Origin of the sequence: Proteus sp. STS61-E, from assembly GCF_040932335.1 — a bacterium.
Lineage (GTDB): Bacteria > Pseudomonadota > Gammaproteobacteria > Enterobacterales > Enterobacteriaceae > Proteus > Proteus mirabilis_B.
The window spans coordinates 450,324-470,928 of the sequence record NZ_JBFQGE010000002.1; the positions used below are offsets into that span (position 1 = coordinate 450,324).

Annotated in this window: 13 protein-coding genes; 4 read left to right on the top strand and 9 right to left on the bottom strand. The window is 39.9% G+C overall.

Going from position 1 to position 20,605, the window contains the following annotated elements; all coding sequences use genetic code 11:
• Positions 1–44: 44 nt before the first annotated feature.
• The 8 genes from sucD to sdhC all read right to left on the bottom strand — a co-directional run bounded on the left by sucD (position 45) and on the right by sdhC (position 9,746).
• Positions 45–914 (bottom strand): succinate--CoA ligase subunit alpha, encoded by an 870-nt coding sequence (gene sucD / locus AB4J89_RS07895; RefSeq protein WP_006537657.1) that lies wholly within the window; start codon positions 912–914, stop codon positions 45–47.
• On the bottom strand, positions 914–2,080 hold the full coding sequence (gene sucC, locus AB4J89_RS07900; protein ID WP_023581186.1) for an ADP-forming succinate--CoA ligase subunit beta: 1,167 nt from the start codon (positions 2,078–2,080) through the stop codon (positions 914–916). The genes sucD and sucC overlap by 1 nt, the downstream gene beginning before the upstream one ends.
• A gap of 161 nt (positions 2,081–2,241) precedes the next feature.
• Entirely contained in the window at positions 2,242–3,447 is a 1,206-nt protein-coding gene (gene odhB, locus AB4J89_RS07905; protein WP_088493413.1) for a 2-oxoglutarate dehydrogenase complex dihydrolipoyllysine-residue succinyltransferase, read from the bottom strand.
• Between the two features lie 13 nt (positions 3,448–3,460).
• Positions 3,461–6,265: a 2-oxoglutarate dehydrogenase E1 component gene (gene sucA / locus AB4J89_RS07910; protein WP_088493414.1), complete on the bottom strand. Its 2,805-nt coding sequence runs from the start codon at positions 6,263–6,265 to the stop codon at positions 3,461–3,463.
• Between the two features lie 245 nt (positions 6,266–6,510).
• Positions 6,511–7,227: a succinate dehydrogenase iron-sulfur subunit gene (locus AB4J89_RS07915; protein WP_006537662.1), complete on the bottom strand. Its 717-nt coding sequence runs from the start codon at positions 7,225–7,227 to the stop codon at positions 6,511–6,513.
• Positions 7,228–7,261: 34 nt separating this feature from the next.
• Positions 7,262–9,028, bottom strand: a complete 1,767-nt coding sequence (gene sdhA / locus AB4J89_RS07920; RefSeq protein ID WP_088493415.1) for a succinate dehydrogenase flavoprotein subunit — start codon at positions 9,026–9,028, stop codon at positions 7,262–7,264.
• Complete coding sequence (gene sdhD / locus AB4J89_RS07925; RefSeq protein ID WP_006537664.1) at positions 9,028–9,372, bottom strand: succinate dehydrogenase membrane anchor subunit; 345 nt, start codon at positions 9,370–9,372, stop codon at positions 9,028–9,030. The genes sdhA and sdhD overlap by 1 nt, the downstream gene beginning before the upstream one ends.
• Positions 9,366–9,746 carry a succinate dehydrogenase cytochrome b556 subunit gene (gene sdhC / locus AB4J89_RS07930; protein ID WP_129586864.1) on the bottom strand — a complete coding sequence of 127 codons (381 nt, stop codon included), beginning with the start codon at positions 9,744–9,746 and terminating at the stop codon, positions 9,366–9,368. The genes sdhD and sdhC overlap by 7 nt, the downstream gene beginning before the upstream one ends.
• A gap of 623 nt (positions 9,747–10,369) precedes the next feature.
• On the opposite strand from sdhC, the gene AB4J89_RS07935 reads away from it, so the two are divergent.
• The gene (locus AB4J89_RS07935) at positions 10,370–11,653 is read left to right on the top strand and encodes a citrate synthase (protein WP_088493417.1); all 1,284 of its coding nucleotides are present in this window, start codon (positions 10,370–10,372) and stop codon (positions 11,651–11,653) included.
• Between the two features lie 80 nt (positions 11,654–11,733).
• On the opposite strand, the gene AB4J89_RS07940 is transcribed toward AB4J89_RS07935, so the two are convergent.
• Positions 11,734–12,495, bottom strand: a complete 762-nt coding sequence (locus tag AB4J89_RS07940; RefSeq protein ID WP_368468840.1) for a helix-turn-helix transcriptional regulator — start codon at positions 12,493–12,495, stop codon at positions 11,734–11,736.
• Between the two features lie 101 nt (positions 12,496–12,596).
• Between AB4J89_RS07940 and AB4J89_RS07945 the strand changes: the two genes are divergently transcribed.
• The 3 genes from AB4J89_RS07945 to AB4J89_RS07955 all read left to right on the top strand — a co-directional run bounded on the left by AB4J89_RS07945 (position 12,597) and on the right by AB4J89_RS07955 (position 20,584).
• A complete protein-coding gene (locus tag AB4J89_RS07945; RefSeq protein WP_311755113.1) occupies positions 12,597–13,727 on the top strand; it encodes a multidrug effflux MFS transporter in 1,131 nt (376 codons plus the stop codon).
• A 109-nt stretch (positions 13,728–13,836) separates the two neighbouring features.
• Complete coding sequence (locus tag AB4J89_RS07950; RefSeq protein ID WP_368468842.1) at positions 13,837–16,455, top strand: DUF4132 domain-containing protein; 2,619 nt, start codon at positions 13,837–13,839, stop codon at positions 16,453–16,455.
• Positions 16,456–16,852: 397 nt separating this feature from the next.
• The gene (locus tag AB4J89_RS07955; RefSeq protein WP_088493421.1) at positions 16,853–20,584 is read left to right on the top strand and encodes a DUF4132 domain-containing protein; all 3,732 of its coding nucleotides are present in this window, start codon (positions 16,853–16,855) and stop codon (positions 20,582–20,584) included.
• Positions 20,585–20,605: the final 21 nt, after the last annotated feature.

Sequence of the window (20,605 nt, forward strand, 5' to 3'; positions counted from 1 at the left end):
CATTCTAGATAGTATCAATCTGAAATTATTAACAGAATTGTTACTTACTTGATCAGCGATTTAATCGCTTCACCGATATCTGCTAAGCTACGGACTGTTTTAACACCTGCAGCTTCAAGGGCAGCGAATTTCTCATCCGCTGTACCTTTACCACCAGCAATAATTGCACCCGCATGTCCCATACGTTTGCCTTTAGGCGCTGTTACACCAGCGATATAGCCGACTACAGGCTTAGTGACATGATCTTTGATATAAGCGGCCGCTTCTTCTTCTGCTGTGCCACCAATTTCACCGATCATCACAATCGCTTCTGTTTGTGGATCTTCTTGGAATAACTTCAGAATATCAATAAAGTTAGAACCCGGAATTGGGTCACCACCAATACCAACACAGGTTGATTGACCTAAACCAACATCTGTTGTTTGCTTAACAGCTTCATAAGTTAATGTACCTGAACGAGATACAATGCCTACTTTACCCGGTAAGTGAATATGACCAGGCATAATACCAATCTTACATTCACCCGGAGTGATAACACCTGGACAGTTAGGACCAATCATACGTACGCCAGCTTCATCTAATTTAACTTTAACAGTCAGCATATCCAGTGTAGGAATACCTTCTGTAATAGTAATAATTAGTTTAATGCCTGCATCAATCGCTTCTAAGATTGAATCTTTACAAAATGGTGCAGGTACATAGATAACTGTCGCCGTTGCACCTGTTGCTTCAACGGCTTCACGTACTGTATTGAATACAGGTAAACCTAAGTGCGTAGTACCGCCTTTACCCGGCGTAACACCACCAACCATTTGCGTACCGTAAGCAATAGCTTGCTCAGAGTGGAATGTTCCTTGGCTACCAGTAAAGCCTTGGCAAATTACTTTGGTGTTTTTATCGATTAAAATAGACATTATTTTGCCTCCGCTGCTGCAACAACTTGTTTCGCGGCATCCGTTAAGCTTTTAGCAGCAATAATATTTAATCCACTATCTGCTAATTTTTTGGTGCCTAACTCTGCATTGTTTCCTTCAAGACGAACAACCACAGGAACATTAACGCCAACTTCTTCAACTGCGCCAATAATACCGTCTGCGATTAAGTCACAACGAACAATACCGCCGAAAATGTTGACTAATACAGCACTGACATTTTCATCTGACAAAATAATCTTAAATGCTTCAGTTACGCGCTCTTTTGTTGCACCACCACCTACATCGAGGAAGTTTGCAGGCTCGCCACCGTGAAGTTTAACGATATCCATTGTACCCATCGCTAAACCTGCACCATTAACCATACAGCCAATGTTGCCATCTAATGCAACGTAGTTCAGTTCCCATTGTGCCGCTTGTGCTTCACGAGGATCTTCTTGTGATGGATCGTGCATTTCACGCATTTCTGGCTGACGATACAACGCGTTGCTATCTACGCCTAATTTGCCATCAAGACAAATTAGATCGTCTTCTTTAGTAATAACCAGTGGGTTAATTTCGATTAAAGCGAGATCACGCTCTAAGAAAATAGTGGCTAATCCCATAAAGATTTTAGCGAATTGACTAACTTGCTTGCCTTTTAAACCCAGTTTAAATGCTAATTCTCTTCCCTGATAAGGCATTGGGCCTGTCAGTGGATCAATAATTGCGCGATGAATAAGTTCTGGCGTTTCTTCAGCTACTTTCTCAATTTCAACGCCGCCTTCTGTTGATGCCATAAAGACAACACGACGGGTACCACGGTCAACAACCGCACCAAGATAAAGCTCTTTAGCGATATCGGTTGCTGCTTCAACCAAAATCTGTGTAACAGGCTGACCGTTAGCGTCTGTTTGATAAGTGACTAAACGTTTGCCTAACCATTGTTCAGCAAATGCGCGGATCTCTTCTTTAGATTTAACGACTTTTACGCCGCCCGCTTTACCACGTCCACCCGCGTGAACCTGACATTTCACGACCCAAGGGCCTTGACCGATTTTTGATGCAGCTTCTTCTGCCTCGCGCGGTGTGGAGCAGGCGAAACCAGCAGGTGCTGGTAATCCATACCGTGTGAAAAGCTGTTTTGCCTGATACTCGTGTAAATTCATGATGTTCTATCCATAATCTTGTTGAAAGTCGGGCTTTCTTATTTTTTTGACTATAAGCCAGAGAAATCTGGCTTCACGAACACACTGTACTTCTTTGATGCTTGTGTCTGTTGCTAAGTAGGCAGGAGGAGCATCTCCTGCCTAAAAGCGATATTTATTACCTATACATCCAGTAATAAACGAGCTGGATCTTCTAGCATCTCTTTAACGGTTACTAAGAAACCGACAGACTCACGACCATCAATTAAACGGTGGTCATAAGACAGAGCCAGATACATCATTGGTAGAATAACAACCTGACCGTCTACTGCCATTGGGCGATCTTTAATTGCATGCATCCCTAAAATGGCACTTTGTGGTGGGTTGATAATCGGAGTTGACATTAATGAACCGAAAACACCGCCGTTTGTGATAGTGAAGTTACCGCCAGTTAAGTCTTCAACAGTTAACTTACCATCACGACCTTTTACAGCTAACGCTTTGATGTTTTTCTCAATATCCGCCATGCTCATTGCATCTGCATCACGTAATACTGGCGTTACCAGACCACGAGGTGTTGATACTGCAATACTGATATCGAAGTAGTTGTGATAAACCACATCAGTGCCATCAATAGAAGCATTCACTTCTGGATAGCGTTTCAGTGCTTCAACAACCGCTTTAATGTAGAAAGACATAAAGCCTAAACGTACACCGTGGCGTTTTTCGAATGCTTCGCCATACTGAGCACGTAAATCTTTGATTGGCTGCATGTTAATTTCGTTAAACGTTGTCAACATTGCAGTGGTGTTTTTCGCTTCTAGTAAGCGCTCTGCTACACGTTTACGTAAACGTGTCATTGGTACACGTTTTTCGCTACGGTGCGATAACAGAGCTTGAGGAACTTCTGCTACCGGTTGTGTAGTTGATTTATTCGCAACATGGCCTTCGATATCTTGGCGAGTTAAACGTCCGCCTACACCACTGCCTTTCACATCCGCAGGGTTAATATCGTGTTCAGCCACTAAGCGACGCGCAGTTGGACTTAATGCATCGTTATTGCCTTTTTCAGCAATATCAGCACTTTGACGCTGTGCTGGAGTGCTATCTTGAGCAGGTTTCACATCGGCAGGAATGCCTGTGCTATCACCTAAACGAATACGACCTAGTAATTGGCGTGAACCAACAGTAGCGCCTTCTTCTTCAAGAATACTTTCTAAAACACCTGCTTCACTTGCAGGTACTTCTAAAACAACTTTATCTGTTTCGATTTCAACCAGCACTTCATCGCGTTGAATGCTATCACCAGGTTTTTTATGCCAAGTTGCGACCGATGCGTCAGCAACTGATTCAGGGAGATCCGGTACTAGAATATCTACACTACTCATTTTCTATCCTTATTTATTCAACTTTCAGTGCGTCTTCAACCAGAGCTTTTTGTTGCTCCTGATGAACAGAGGTATAACCAACTGCTGGAGAGGCTGATGCAGGGCGTCCTGCATAACGTAATGTTGCGCCAGCTGGAATAGCATCACGGAAGTTATGCTGACTACAATACCAAGCACCTTGATTCAGAGGCTCTTCTTGACACCAAATAAACTCTTTTACATGAGCATAAGGTGCGAGAATTTGCGCAATATCTTCGTGTGGGAATGGATACAGTTGTTCAATACGAATAATGGCAACGTTGTTTTGCTCATTAGCACGACGCTGTTCTAATAAATCGTAGTAAACCTTACCGGAACACATCACAACACGTTTCACATCAGCAGGTTTTAAATCATCCATTTCACCAATGACAGGTAAGAATTTACCATTTGCTAATTCATCCAATTCAGAAACCGCTAATGGATGACGTAACAGTGACTTCGGTGACATTACGATAAGTGGGCGACGCATACCACGTAACGCTTGACGGCGTAACATATGGTAAACCTGAGCCGGAGTTGATGGCACACAAACCTGCATATTTTGTTCTGCACACAGTTGCAGATAACGTTCTAAACGTGCAGAGGAGTGCTCTGGGCCTTGACCTTCATAACCGTGTGGTAACAGCATAACTAAACCACACATACGACCCCATTTTTGCTCACCAGAGCTAATAAATTGGTCGATAACGACTTGAGCTACGTTTGCGAAGTCACCAAATTGTGCTTCCCAAATTGTTAACCCACGAGGTTCCGTTGTGGCATAACCATATTCAAATGCAAGTACGGCTTCTTCTGTTAATACAGAATCCCAGACATTAAATTGTCCTTGAGCATTATGAATATTGGCTAATGGTACATAAACAGAACCATTTGTTTGGTTATGAATAACAGCATGACGATGGAAGAATGTACCACGTCCCGCATCTTCACCAGAAAGACGAATGGTGATACCTTGGTCAACTAAAGTCGCATACGCTAATGTTTCTGCCGCCCCCCAATCGAGTAGTTTCTCACCTTCAGCCATAACAGCACGGTCAGCATAAATTTTCTCAACACGAGATTGCATCACGATTTCTGAAGGAACGGTACTCACACGACGCGCTAAATCTTGTAAACGCGCTTTTTCTACTTTATGTGGGTACTCTTCATTCCATTCATGATTCAAATACGGTTCCCATGTGTAAGAATTCAGACCCATAGGGCGGTATTCTTCAACAACACAATCACCACGATCCAGCGCATCACGATAAAGATTAACCAGTTCAGTCACATCATTGGCATCAAGTAGTGATTGAGCAACCAGTTTATCCGCATAAATTTTACGTGGTGTTGGATGTTTTTTGATTTTTTGATACATCAGAGGCTGAGTCGCATTTGGCTCATCCGCTTCGTTGTGACCATGACGACGGTAACAAACGAGATCAATCATAACATCGCGTTTAAAGGTATTACGGAAATCCAATGCTAAGCGAGTCACAAAAGCTACCGCTTCAGGATCATCTGCATTAACGTGGAAAATTGGTGCCTGAACCATTTTCACAATATCAGTACAATATTGTGTTGAACGGGCATCTTTTGGATTTGAAGTCGTAAAACCAACTTGGTTATTGATAACAATACGAACTGTACCACCTACTTCATAACCACGCGCTTGAGACATGTTCAAGGTTTCTTGTACTACACCTTGACCTGTCACTGCCGCATCACCATGAATAGTGATAGGAAGAACCATATTGCTACGCGCTTCATCTAAGCGATCACGACGAGCACGAACAGAACCAATTACAACTGGGCTAACAATCTCTAGGTGAGATGGGTTAAAGGCTAATGCGAGATGGACTTGAGCCCCTTCAGTCGCAAAATCAGATGAGAAGCCTTGGTGATATTTAACGTCACCGGTTCCCAAATGTTCTTTGTGAATACCCGCAAATTCATCAAATAAATCAGCCGGTTTTTTACCTAGGATATTAACTAGAACGTTTAAACGTCCGCGGTGCGCCATACCAAGAACCACTTCACGAGTGTCTTGTTTACCTGCATGGCGAATTAAATCTTTTAACATCGGAACTAATGCATCACCACCTTCTAAAGAGAAGCGTTTTGCACCCGGGAATTTCGCACCTAAATAGCGCTCTAAACCTTCAGCTGCTGTTAGCTCTGTCAGGAAGCGTAACTTTTCTTCTTTAGTAAATTGATCTGCAACATTTACTGATTCTAAACGTTGTTGTAGCCAGCGTTTTTCTTCAGTATTAGTGATATGCATATATTCAGCACCGATTGAACCACAGTAAATGCGTTTCAGTGCTTCATATAACTCACCTAATTTCATCGTTTCTTTGCCGATAGCAAAAGAACCGACGTTGAAGGTTTCTTCAAAGTCTTCTTTAGTTAGATTATGGAAAGCAGGATCTAAATCTGGAACAGATTCTTGTTTCCATAAACCAAGCGGGTCGAGATTAGCATTTTGATGACCACGAAAACGGAAGGCATTGATGAGCTGCAAAACTTTAACTTGTTTTGAGTCCATTGCCGGATCGCTTACCGAGGTATGATATCGAGTGGATTCTTTTGCGAGGCGTCTGAAGTAGTCGCGGGTTTGAGAATGCGACTGTTCTATGCCTTGACTTGCGGGCAGTTGTTGAAAAATCTCTCTCCAACTTTCGTCAACAGAGTTTGGGTCAGTTAGGTAATCTTCATAGATATCTTCTATGTAAGACTGATTCTCTCCTGCTAGAAAAGTTGATTCTAGCCAGTCCTTCATTGCGCCGTTCTGCATTATGATCCCTTAAGCTATACAGCTTTAGTTCGCCGTGGATAACTAATACCGTGATTAAACGGTGTCGATTGCAAGGTTCTCTTATGACCCGCTATCTCGCAGGTTCTTTAAATATGGAGCTTTAGCTCTCAAGGAACCTTTAAGCACTGTCTTACAGTGTTTAAAGGTGCCTTACTATTTTTACCGCAAACGTCTAACTTAGTTTTTCCATTAACCGCCCTAACTATTTTAGGGCGGTTATTATTTTATGCACTACGTTTTAACAACATTGACTTAATATGACCAATCGCTTTTGTCGGATTGAGTCCTTTAGGACATACGCTGACACAGTTCATGATGCCATGACAACGGAACACACTGAACGCATCGTTAAGATCATCAAGACGAGATTCAGTCTCTGTATCACGACTATCAATCAAGAAACGATAAGCCGCTAACAATCCAGCTGGCCCGATAAACTTATCTGGATTCCACCAGAATGACGGGCAAGAGGTTGAACAACAAGCACAAAGGATACAATCGTAAAGTCCATCAAGCTTTTCACGCTGTTCTGGTGACTGTAAGTTCTCACGAGCAGGAGGATTTTTGCCATTATTAATTAAATACGGACGAATTTTCTCATACTGTGTATAGAACTGAGTCATATCCACTATTAAATCACGAATTACTGGTAAACCGGGTAACGGTCTGATCACAATTTTCTTACTTCCTTTCTGTAAAGATGAAATAGGTGTGATACAAGCCAAACCATTTTTACCATTCATGTTCACGCCATCAGAGCCGCAAACACCTTCACGACAAGAACGACGGAACGATAAGGTAGGATCTTTTTCCTTTAATTGAATTAATGCATCCAATAGCATCATGTCACGCCCTTCAGGAACTTCGAGGGTGTAATCTTGCATATGCGGCGCATTATCAACGTCGGGATTGTAACGATAAATCGAAAATTCAAGTTTCATATTTAAGTCTCCGCAACTTCAATAACACCGCTAATTAATATGTACGCACTTTTGGTGGGAAGGCTTCACGCAGTTTCGGCTGCATATTGACTTCACGTCGTGTCATTGTTTCGGTTTGCGGTTGATATAATGTATGGCATAACCAGTTCGCATCATCACGCTCTGGGAAATCGAAACGGCTATGAGCTCCACGACTTTCTGTACGGAAGTTAGCAGACACCGCAGTGGCATAAGCAGTTTCCATCAGGTTGTCTAATTCTAAGCATTCAATACGCTGTGTATTAAACTCACTTGAATTATCATCTAGTCGTGCATTTTGTAAGCGCTCACGAATAACTTTCAGTTCTTCTAAGCCTTTTGCCATTGCATCGCCTTCACGGAATACCGAGAAGTTATGTTGCATACAAGATTGCAGAGCTTTACGGATTTCAACTGGATCTTCACCAGAACGGTTGTTTTCCCAGCGATTTAAGCGTGTCAATGCTGCTTCAACATCAGAACCGCTCGCATCACGCATAGTGCCTTGTTCCATCAGTGACTCTTTTAAGTGAACCCCTGCTGAACGACCAAATACAACGAGGTCTAACAATGAGTTACCACCTAAGCGGTTTGCACCATGAACAGATACACAAGCAATTTCACCGACTGCGAACAATCCAGGAATAACAACATCTTCGCCTTTCTCGTTCACACGAATAGCTTGACCCGTTACTTTTGTTGGAATACCCCCCATCATATAGTGACAAGTAGGTATAACAGGAATTGGTTCTTTAACTGGGTCAACGTGTGCGAAAGTACGGGAAAGATCAAGAATACCCGGTAAACGAGACTCAAGAACCTCTTTACCCAGATGGTCTAGTTTCAATTTCGCATGAGGACCCCAAGGGCCATCACAACCACGACCTTCACGAATTTCAATCATGATTGAACGTGCAACCACATCACGACCAGCAAGGTCTTTGGCGTTTGGTGCATAACGTTCCATAAAGCGCTCACCGTCTTTATTCAACAGATATCCGCCTTCACCACGACAACCTTCTGTCACCAACACACCCGCACCTGCAATACCAGTTGGGTGGAATTGCCACATTTCCATATCTTGCAGAGGAACACCTGCGCGAACCGCCATACCTACACCATCACCGGTGTTGATATGCGCATTTGTGGTTGACTGGTAAATACGACCTGCACCACCAGTCGCTAAAATTGTCGCGTTTGCTTTGAAATAAACGACTTCACCCGTTTCGATGCAAATTGCAGTACAACCGACAATATCGCCATCTTGATTTTTCACTAGATCCAGTGAATACCACTCTGAAAAGATGGTTGTGTGATTTTTTAAATTTTGCTGGTAGAGGGTATGTAATAATGCATGCCCAGTACGGTCAGCGGCGGCAGCTGTACGTGCAGCTTGTTCACCACCAAAGTTTTTTGACTGACCACCAAATGGACGTTGATAAATACGGCCATCATCTAGACGAGAAAATGGAAGTCCCATATGTTCCAGCTCTAAAATTGCTTCAGGGCCGGTTTTACACATATATTCGATAGCGTCTTGGTCACCAATATAGTCGGAACCTTTTACCGTATCGTACATGTGCCATTCCCAGTTATCCTCATGGGTATTACCTAGTGCAACAGTAATACCACCTTGAGCGGAAACAGTATGAGAACGAGTAGGAAAAACTTTAGAAATCAGTGCACAAGACAGACCCATTTGAGAAATCTGTAAAGCGGCACGCATACCTGCACCACCCGCACCAATAACAACAGCATCAAACTCTCTTACTGGCAGATTCATTACACACCCCACACCACAATTGTTCCATAAATAAGATAAACCAACAGCGCAACAACAATAATCAGTTGTAAAGTCAGGCGTAATGCCAGCGGTTTAATATAATCCGTTAACACTTGCCACATTCCGATCCACGCGTGAATAAGAATCGAAAGCAAGGTCAAGATGGTGAACACTTTGGTTAAGGATGAGCTAAAGAATCCGCGCCATACCTCATAGGTTATTTCTGTTGTAGCAATAAATCCCACAAGATAAAGAACATATAAAACGATAATAATGGCTGAGGCACGAAGGAATAACCAATCCTGTATGCCAGTACGACCTAAAGTAGAAGAATTACTTACCATACTAATACCCCCGCCAATATTGATAAAATCACTGTAATAACCATTGATGCTGCCGCTGAATTGCGACCTACAATCAAGGTTTCATCAATAAAGCCGAAGTCCATTAACATATGACGAATACCACCACAAATGTGATACGCCAATGCCGTTAGGATGCCCCACAAAATAAATTTTGCGAAGAAGCCAGTCATAATTTCAGCAGCTTGCTGAAATCCTTCAGGAGAGGAGAGAGAGGTGCCAAGTAACCACAGTAAGATGCCAACTGCGACTAACATGATAACCCCAGAGACACGATGCAAGATCGATGCGATAGCAGGGAGTGGAAACTGTATCGTCTGTAAATCCAGATTGACAGGTCTTTGTTTTTTCACAATTTATGCCCACACAGCTTTTATAATTTTTCCTTCCTCCGGACCTGGATGGAAATCAAACAGCGAATGGGGTACAAAGGCACATTTTAAGTAAAATGTTAAATCCGTCTATTTTACAAAAAGTGTGGATTCGTTACGCTGGTTCTCCATACAACAACGGTTCCGGAGACCTGCGCGCAGTATAAGTGCTTCACAAACTTATTACAATTACCACACAACTTGTGTGCCCGACATTTGCCTCGAACAGTGAGAGGGATCACTATTTAATACATCTGATGCAAAAATGATTATCATTTTTGACACATACACAACATTTTTATTACATTTACTGCATTATTTTAATGTTTATGTTTTTTTTGTGCGCAAACACGCTTCCAGAAACCTCAAACTTATGTAAAAGTGATAGCAGTACTAATTCTAAGTGCATTGCATAAAAAAGCACCTAAAAAAACATAACATCAAAAGCTCCTTAACATAAGTGACACACTATAGACCTAGACATTACGGGCATTAAATAAAACTCGGCTGGGTACCTTACATCAACTATAGTTTCACTATCGAAGTGCATCTTTATGAAGATACCCTCGACTTTGTTAGGAGACATATAAGCGCTAAGGAGATTATAAATGGCTGATAACAAAGCTAAGCTAACGATTGCTGAAACATCTGTAGACTTGGACGTTCTATCCCCTACACTCGGTTCCAAAGTTATTGATATTCGTACTCTCGGCTCCAAAGGTTATTACACCTATGATCCCGGCTTTACCTCAACCGCCTCTTGTGAGTCAAAAATCACTTTTATTGATGGTGATAACGGTATCTTACTTCACCGTGGTTTCCCTATCGGGCAATTAGCGACTGAATCAACATACTTGGAAGTCTGTTATATCCTGCTGTACGGTGAAGCACCGACCCAAGAACAATACGACAATTTTAAAACCACAGTAACTCGTCACACCATGATCCATGAACAAATTACCCGACTGTTCAATGGCTTCCGTCGTGACTCACACCCAATGGCAGTACTGTGTGGTGTTACAGGGGCTTTAGCTGCGTTCTATCACGATGCATTGGATGTTAGTAATCCTGTTCACCGCGATATCACGGCATATCGCCTACTATCAAAAATGCCAACAGTGGCAGCGATGTGTTACAAATACTCGATTGGTCAACCTTTCGTTTACCCAAGAAATGACCTCTCCTATGCAGGTAACTTCTTGCATATGATGTTTGCAACACCATGTGAAGAGTATGTCGTTAACCCAGTACTTGAACGCGCAATGGATAGAATTTTCATCCTTCATGCTGATCACGAACAAAATGCGTCAACCTCAACGGTGCGTACTGCGGGCTCTTCTGGTGCAAACCCATTTGCCTGTATCGCAGCAGGTATCGCGTCACTTTGGGGACCAGCTCACGGTGGTGCTAACGAAGCTTGTCTACGTATGCTGGAAGAGATCAAAACGGTTGAACACATTCCGGAATTTATTAAACGTGCAAAAGATAAAAATGATTCCTTCCGTTTAATGGGCTTTGGTCACCGTGTTTACAAAAACTACGATCCTCGTGCAACGGTAATGCGTGAAACCTGTCATGAAGTGTTAAAAGAATTAAACCTCAATGACAGCCTGCTTGAAGTGGCAATGGAATTAGAACGTATTGCTCTAAATGACCCGTACTTTATTGAGAAAAAACTGTACCCTAACGTTGACTTCTACTCTGGTATTATCCTGAAAGCGTTAGGTATTCCGTCCAATATGTTTACTGTTATTTTTGCTATTGCACGTACAATTGGCTGGATTGCTCACTGGAATGAAATGCACGAAGATGGTCTAAAAATTGCGCGTCCTCGTCAGCTTTATACCGGTTATGATGCGCGTGATTTTAAAAGTGAAATTAAAAAGAAATAATTGATTTTTATTAATTATTTATCTTGCTAAGCCCCGTTTAAGTCGGGGCTTTATGTTTTAAAATTATCGATAAAATTCAATCAGCTTTTCAAATATTCTTGTGGTGTTTGCCCTGTCATTTTTTTGAAAAAGGTAATAAAGGCACTGTCACTGGCAAATCCTAATATCTGGCTAATATCAATATAGCGATGATGGGTAGCTAATAATTCAATGGCTTTCATTAATCGCCACTGTTGACGCCATTGTTGATAACTCAGCCCCGTCTCTTTGTAAAATAAGCGTGTGATCGTTTTTTCACTCGCCCCTACATACTTTGCCATTTCTTGTAATGCTGGCGGTAAATCATCAAAGGATAAACGACTTAACCGTCTATCTTTAGGCATAAATAAATGATTGGTTTGCCGCGGTGCTTGGGCGATTTCATCAAAAAAAACGGCCAATAAATTTGCGTAGCGCCCTTCATCCCATTGAGTATCAAAATCAGCAATAGAAATTCGTTCTAATATTTCTCGTAAAAGAGGTGAAATCGTTAAGATCTCGCTCTCACTTGGAAAATTATCATGGAATTTATCACTAATATAAACAGAACGATATCCAACAGAGGCATACATTTCGACTCGATGTTCAAGTCTTGGAGGTATCCACGCAATCCTCATGGGAGGTAATACAGAAACACGAGAAGCCAAAGTAATTCGCATACACCCTGACTGCGTAAATAATAACTGCCCTCTATCATGAGAATGAAGCCCTGAGTCGTGCTTTCCCATTTCTGCTGCAATACCAACGACTGATGCAAGATGCTCTTCTGGCACAAAGTGGTCGTATTGATTAAGCCAAGCCATCACTTGTCCTATTTGAAAAATAATATGTCTTTATGTTTATAACGAGACACTCATTATCTCTGTATTCTGTTCATCAAGATTTAAGGATGTAGGAAAAAAAGATGAACAAAAAACTCTCTTTATGGTTAGCAATTGCGTTAATGATGTTTCCACAAATTGCAGAAACCATTTATAGCCCAGCACTTACTGATATTGCAAATGGCTTTCATGTCAGTGCAAATAAAGCTGGGCAAACACTTTCGCTCTATTTCTTTGCGTTTGCATTGGGCGTCATTATATGGGGTCGATTATGTGATGTCATTGGCCGTCGTCCGACAATGTTAGCTGGATTGCTTATTTATGCTGTTGCTTGTCTTGGCGTTTTTATGACACAAGATTTTTCAGTATTACTTGGATTGCGTATGCTTTCTGCTTTTGGTGCGGCGGTAGGCTCAGTAGGCACACAAACCATTATGCGTGATGTATATAGTGGCGATGAACTGGCTAAAGTTTTCTCAGTGATGGGAGCGGCAATCGCCCTAAGCCCAGCAATTGGTATGTTAAGTGGCTCATTATTAGTGAGTTATGCTGGTTACCAAGGTGTGTTTAGTGGTCTTGCCCTTCTTGCTGTAATTTTACTGTTATGGAGTACTTTTGCTTTACCTGAAAGTCGCCCTGAAACAATAAAAACAGCACCATTAGGAGAAACTGCAATAAAAATGCTTAAGGATAAGCAAATTGCCAAAACAGTATTATTAATAGCCTTTTTTAATATCAGCCTTTTTGCCTATTATCAGTTAGCACCTTTTATGTTTGATAAACAAGGTTATAGTGCAAGTATCTTTGGTTATAGCGGTATTGTATTAGCAATAGGTGTCGGTATTGGCTCTTATATTAATAAAGCACTATTAAACCATCATTGGCAATGTGGAAAACTAGTTTTACTCGCGAGTTTTATTGCATTAGTTAGCGCCGTAGGTGTTTATTTATTACGTAACCACATTAGCTTTATTATTCCAATGATGACGAGTGTTGTTGCTTATGGCATTGCTATTCCAAATATCTTAGCCACAGCATTAGCACAATATAAAGACAGATTAGGTACTGCGGGTGCATTATTAGGCTTGTTCTACTATTTGTTAATTGGTGGTGGGCTTGCACTTGCAGGATGGGGACAAAGCTTAGCAATTACTTTACTGATTTGTAGTCTAAGTTCATTGCTGCTCTCTTTTTCTCGTCAAACGACAAAATAATAAACCTAAAAGAGCTCCTTATATTTAATGTGAGCTCTTTTTATTTTGCTCTTTTTATATAAAATCAGGAGGTGTAGAGTTAAAAATGAAAAATAAATAAGGATAAAATATGTCAAATGGAATAAGTGTTGCTCAAAAAAATCTTGAAAAAAAATTAGCCCTATATAATAACGAAAATAATCATTATCCACTTGAATTGCCTAAATTAACTCAACTTAAAGACACTCTCTTACCTGATAATATTTATGAGCACATTGTTCACTCATATAAAGAATTATTAAAAGAGATGAAGCAAAAGGCAATTAATGAGAAAAATTGGAATAAGCACTCTTCATTTGTTCATAAAAAAGCACAAGAGTCTTATGAAGAATTGTCTCAATACAATGAAATCAGCCTGAAAAATATTTTAAATCAGCTTAATTCGCCTAAAGGCTCACTCAATGAATTAGATCGTGAAATTATTAAGTATGAAAATATTATTACAAACTTACCTGAATTCACGATTTTTCATCTTATTCGCTCAATAGATGATTATCTTAAACCTCAATATATGTCGAGTTATGCGATTAATCACTATAACACCAAGCATATTTTCGAGCATATTGAATTACGTCATATTGAAGAGATCTTAATTCAGCGAAATTATTCTGATCCAGCACGCATTATCGCTAGTTTTTTTCTTGGACAATATGGTATTGAGGATTTATCAAAACCAGAGCAAATCTGGCCTTTTTATTACCAACATCCCGAATATCTCGCAGAAGCCTTACAACTTATTCCTAGTCAAAGTAATACTAATAATGACTTTTTTAGCCTTGATAATGCAATTCGTGTATTAAAAACCTACCCTGTTATTCCATCACAATTTATTCCTAAAATATTACAACTCGCTTTAGGTGATATACAAATTTATCGCTTTGATGCACAAGAGCTTATTGAAAAACTTCCTGAGCCTCACTTATTTATTCAAGAAGGTCTGACATCAAAGAAAAAGAATGCTCGAGTGATTGCAATAAATTGGCTAACTGAACTCAATAATCATGATGCTGTTCCAGCACTAATCACCTTATTAAAAACAGAAAATGACGAAGTTGTTCGCACACTTTTAATTACTGCTCTAGAACATTTTGGTGAAGATATTTCAGACTTTCTCGATCCTCTTACCTTATTTGCAGAAGCTGAAATTGGCTTAAAAAATAAGATCCCTGATAATTTATCTTGGTTTGATTTTAATGCCGTTCCTCAACTCACTTGGAAAAATGATAAAGTCGTTGAACCCAGAATTATTCAATGGTGGATAGTGTTAGCGGTAAAATTAAAACTTCCGGCAGGTAACACACTATTACATCGTTATATCAGTTTGCTTTCTCTAAAAAGCCAACAAGATCTTGCCCAATTTTTGTTAATTAAATTTATTACTCAAGATGTTGATACACCATCAGAAGACAAAGTTTATCTAAGTTCAGGATTATCTTATTCTGCTCCTATGTCAGCCATTAAAGAAAAAGGTATGTTAGGGCTTATTTTTGCTATTGAAGGTTATATTGCTGTACCTTTATTGCGAAATTATATGCGAGACCACTACGAGCGCCGAGCACAAATAGAAGCAATGATTGATGCTATTGGTGGAAGTAATGACCCACTTATTATTCAATTTTTACTCTCTATTTCACGTCGTTATCGTGCCGCATCTATTCAAGCTAAAGCTCGACAATTAATTACCCAGATAGCGCAACGTAATAATTGGACTGAAGATGAACTGGCAGATAGAACCATACCAACAGCAGGACTTGATGATTCAGGCGTACTGACTTTAGATTATGGTGAACGCTCATTCACTGCAAAAATTAACGATAAACTGCAATTTGTCTTATTTAATACCGAGGGCAAAGTAATAAAAGCATTACCAGCACCTCGTGTTAATGATGACAGCACACTGATTAAAGAGACCAAAAAATACTTCACATCAAGTAAAAAAGAGTTAAAGCAGATTATTGAATCTCAGACATTACGCTTGTACGAAGCGATGTGTGTTCAACGCCAATGGTTAAGTGCTGACTGGCAAGAATTTCTTCAAACTAATCCGATTATGCATAAATTAATGGAGCGATTAATTTGGCAAGAAATTAAAGATGACAAAGTCATTAATACATTTCGCCCTTCAAATGATGGTGCTTTATTAAATATCGAAGATGAAGAAATTACCTTACAAAGTAATTCATCTCTTCGCTTAGCACACCGCGTACTTTTAAATGAAGATGAAAAACATGCTTGGTTAGCACATTTTAAAGATTACAAAATGGCGTTTTTATTTTCCCAGATAGAGCATGACACACCAATCTTAGAAGACAAGCAAACTCAGATCGCAGAGAAAAAAGGTTGGTTAACGGATGCCTATACCTTGAGGGGTGCCATGACAAAATTAGGCTATCAACGTGGTTCGGTAGAAGATGCTGGATTTTATAACTGTTATTACAAATATTTTTCTGGCTTAGATCTCAGTGTCATTATCAACTTCAGTGGTAATTGTGTGCCAGAAGACAATGTTACTGTCGCGCTATTAGAGTTAGTTTTTGAAAAAGGTCGCCAAAGTGGATTAGATAGACATAAATTAGCTATTAAAAATATCCCACCGATTTTATTGGCAGAAAGCTACGCTGAATACCTAAAAATTGCAGCTGCCTGTGCTGGTTTTTCTCCTGATTGGGAAAAGAAATTACCTTGGTAGGCACTATTCACTGATGATTTTCTTATCCCGTACTCCATTAAAAGTATGGGATTTTTTCTTACAATATTAAGCCTATTTTTTGTTGTTAATTTTTTAATCAATCTAGCTAAGTGTTAACGCTTATTTTGCTTAGCAGACAATTCTTAAACTTTTTAAATGCCACAAAAAATGCCTTTATTATCATTTATTCATTTTTAGCACTTTTTCCTGATATACCTCTTTATATAAAGCCAAATTGAATATTAATAAAGTTCAGTTAACTTTTTTAGCGTTTATCTCTATAAATTTGATAAATGGTATGCGTTGATTTTATTTTCACCAGTAATAATCAAATTGTTCGTTACGCCGTTTCATGGTAAAAAAAACTGTTTATCCATACATAGCTTAAGGAACTGGCGTGATAAAAAAAATCTTAGACATTTTCCCTCTTTTTGGGAAAAAAGACGTCGCAATTACCGAAAAACATCTCCAAGAATCACTGGTATTGCTTGCAGTATTTGATGAGAGCTTACCTAAACGTACATTAAATTATGTACTTACAGGTGAAAATCCGGAGATCCTTTTCGAATTAAACAAGCTGGATGCTTCAAAAGCGGCGGTTTATTTTGATAAACCAGGTACTCTAGAGTGGTGGTATGCACACAATAATGTGAATACTGGCCAATATAGCAAAGTGATCACTCAAGGGCTGAACGCACGACACAAACTCTATTCTAAAGTCGGCGATGGCTTTTCATCAGAACAAGTAGCGCGTTTCGGTAAAGTCCTTGCGGCTGCTTGCCAAGATATCAATATTAAAGTTATTACAAAAGAAGTACCAACTTGGGTGCTTTATCTTTTAATTGATGTGTTTTACAACACTTATGAAAATGCGCGTAATCTCAATTTAGAGCATCGCAAACATTGGAATATGGAATTTATCGCTAATATGGTCGAAAAAGAGGCCAATATTGCGGGTGAAAATGCCTTATTCGCGGTGTTTGATAGAAAAGATGTTTCTGAATACTATGCATCTAATCTGAAGCGTATTTATGAATTAAGTGATTTAAAAGACTACCTACTTTCACATCAAGAGTTTGTTAGAACAGAATTAATTGAAAAACTGTCAGCAAATGGCTTAGTTGAGTTAATTAATTATCTTAATAAAAACACTGTGTTACGTGACAATTTTGCTGACATTATCGTGTTACTTGCCACCAGCAGCTTAAAAACTGTTAAAAAAGCCGCAGAGCCTATTTTAGTCACCTTACCGCCTGAAATTGTTAAAGAAAATCTTACTCATGTTTTAATGAATGGTACGCCAAAACAACGTACTCAAGCAGCCGATTTATTTGCACGCCAAGGTGAAAACCGTGAGGTACTTGAAGAAGCGTTAAAACATGAAACTTCAAAAGCGGTCATGAAAAGTATTGAAAGCGCCCTACTACGTTTTAATGTTGCAGATGATGCCAATACCGTAGAGGCTATTGAGGCTCCTGATTTCACGCCATTAGAAGACACTCCATTGCCTGATAGCGTTCGCGATATGATGGTCAATAACTTCAATGAGATCTTGGTCAAAGCCAAAGAAAATGCTGAACGTGAAATTGAAGAAAATAAAACGGCTAAACACACTTATAATTGGGCACAGCGCCATTTAAAAGATTTAGGTAAAATTGATGAAAAACAGTGTCGTGCATTAGTTGATAAACTCAATAGCGGACAAGGTTCGATCCAATCAAATGAAATTCAAATCATTAAACATAAAAATCGTGTTTTAAACTTGCCTGAATATACGCTATTCCACGCTGTGCGTGTGATAGTTAATAATCGCCAACATGCCGATCACTTCTCTTCTCACTATTTTAATGGCGAAATTCCTGAACGCTTATTTAGTGATATTGAATTACGTCACCTTGAAGATGTATTGCAACGTTGCAACTTTAAAAATGCAGCCCGCCTGACTGCTGCATTATGTTTAGAATCTTATGAAGATGGTTTAAAACGCTTCCGTAGACCGGAGCAAGTTTGGCCTTTCTTCTCTCAACATACCGATTATATCGCTGAAGCCCTGAATTTAATGCCAAGTCAAAGTGAGCGTCGCTATCGCCAGTTTGAGATTTCACAAGGTATTAAAGTATTAGGTCGTTTCCCTACCATTCCAGCACAATTCGTGCCTCGAATTATGGAACTGGCATTAGGTGAAAATAAAATGCACCGTGTTTCAGCGCAGAATTTACTTGAGACACTGCCAAATATTCATACAAGTGCTCAAGAAGGTTTATCTTCTGCGAAACAAGAAATTCGCGTTACCGCTATTGAGTGGTTGGCACGTTTAAAAAATCCAGAATCATTGCCTGCACTGAATGCCTTATTGAAAAAAGAGAAACGCGAAGTTGTACGCGCCTCTTTATTAACGGCGTTAGAGCAACTGGGTGAAGATATCTCAAGTTACTTATCACCAAAAACTTTATTAGCTGAAGCTGAAAAAGGCCTTAAAGCCAAAGCTCCTGCAAGCCTTGCTTGGTTTAACTTTGATGCTATTCCTGCATTAACATGGGAAAACAAGAAAGCGGTTGATCCGGCGATTATTCGTTGGTGGATTATTCTGGCAGTGAAATTAAAAATGCCAGGAGGAAACGCGTTATTACAACGTTATATCGGTCTGCTCTCTACTGATAGCCAGCATAAACTTTCAAGCTTTATTCTGCATACCTTTGTTGCTCAGGATATTAAAGGTCCATCACTTGAAGAAGCAATGGTCGAAGCACAACGTGAAGCTCCGGGGCGTTTAAGCAACTATCAAAACTGGGCGAAGCGTTATCCTGAATATTACGCTAAATATGAAAACTATACGTTAGAGCAAGTGGTTGAAGAAATTAAAAACGAGGTGTTACGTCGTTATTTAGGCTCTGCAATCAGCGATAAAGGTATGTTAGCGCTTATCTGCGGTATTGAAGGCCATGTTGCAGTATCTGTATTACGTAACTATATGCGTGATCACTATCAGCGCCGTGCTCAAATTGAAGCCATGATTGATGCAGTAGCATCAAGCAATGATCCAATTATCATTCAGCTTCTTCTTTCATTATCACGCCGTTATCGCACCGCATCGGTTCAAGAAAAAGCCCGTAATTTAGTCACGCAAATTGCTGAACGTAATGGTTGGAGCTCAGATGAATTAGCAGACAGAACTATTCCGACTGCTGGCTTTGATGATACGGGTACATTAGTACTGGAATATGGTGAGCGTATCTTTACTGCGAAGATGGATGCAAAACAAAAACTGGTCTTGTTTAATCCGGAAGGTAAAGAAGTTAAAGCCTTACCTGCTGCGCGTAAAAATGACGATGCTGAGCTTATCAAAGAAGCGAAAAAGCTCTTCACTTCGAGTAAAAAAGAACTTAAACAAGTTATTGAGCTGCAAAGTGTACGTTTATATGAAGCCATGTGTGCTCAACGTCAGTGGTTAAGCGCGGATTGGCAAGAATATATCTTAGCTCACCCAATCATGCATAAACTGATTGAACAATTGGTTTGGCAAGAAGTGAAAGATGGCAAGGTTATCAATACATTCCGCCCTTCTGATGACGGTGCATTGCTCAATCTTGAAGATGATGAAGTGACTTTACAAAACGATTCGTTGATCCAACTTGCTCACGCAGCATTGGTTAATGAAGATGAGCGTAAGGCATGGATTGCTCACTTTAAAGATTACAAAGTGAAATTCTTGTTCTCTCAAATGGAGCATAAAATCCCAGAATTAGATCTGAAACAAACAGAAGTGGAAGACAGAAAAGGCTGGATCACAGACACCTTCACTCTACGTGGTATTTTAACCAAAATGGGTTATCAACGAGGCCCAGCAGAAGATGGTGGCTCGTTCTCTCACTATTATAAATTCTTCTCTAGTTTAAACTACTACGTGAATATCGGTTTCAGTGGTAGCTATGTTCCAGAAGAAAACATTCCAGCTGTCTTATTTGATTTAAGCTTTGAGAAAAATCAGCAAGATTACTGGGATCGCAATAATGTTGAGCTAAAAGATGTACCACCTATTCTATTAGCAGAAAGCTATGCGGATTATCTAAAAGTCGCTGAAGCTTGTGCAGGATTTGATCCTGAATGGGAAAAGAAAACACCTTGGTAAAAGATAGGGATAATTAGGAAA